This window comes from Lysobacter sp. TAB13 (genome assembly GCF_052113885.1).
GTDB lineage: Bacteria > Pseudomonadota > Gammaproteobacteria > Xanthomonadales > Xanthomonadaceae > Lysobacter > Lysobacter gummosus.
This window is the reverse complement of sequence record NZ_JBFRDR010000337.1, coordinates 1-381: the sequence shown is the minus strand read 5'-3', so window position 1 is coordinate 381 and position 381 is coordinate 1. Positions and strand designations below refer to the sequence as shown.

Sequence of the window (381 nt, the reverse complement as noted above, 5' to 3'; positions counted from 1 at the left end):
TCGACACGCAGGATCTCGGCCCGTTCGTGCAGCGCGATCCCGTCCCGCAGCAGCGCGCGACGGATCAGCGCCACGGCCTCCGGGTCCTCGTCGGCAAGCAGGTCCTCGGCTCCAACGATCGTGACGCTGCTGCCGAGGCGGCGCATTGCCTGCGCGACTTCGACCCCTTCCGAACCGCATCCGAGCACGATCAGACGCTCCGGGCGGCGGCTCAGGGTGAGAACGGATGCCATCGTCAGGACAGAGGCCTTGTCGATGCCAGGAATTGGCGGAGGTGCCGGGCGCGAACCCGTTGCGATGACGAAACGTCGTGCCCTGATCTCCCGATCGCCGACCTGCACGGTGTTGCGGTCGCGAAACCGAGCCTCGCCCGTGATCACG

The 381-nt window shown here is 68.0% G+C and carries 1 protein-coding gene; it reads right to left on the bottom strand.

Features of this window, described 5'->3' with window-relative positions; all coding sequences use genetic code 11:
• On the bottom strand, nucleotides 1-381 hold a 381-nt coding region (locus AB4Y92_RS26430; RefSeq protein WP_441822319.1), incomplete at both ends, for an FAD-dependent oxidoreductase.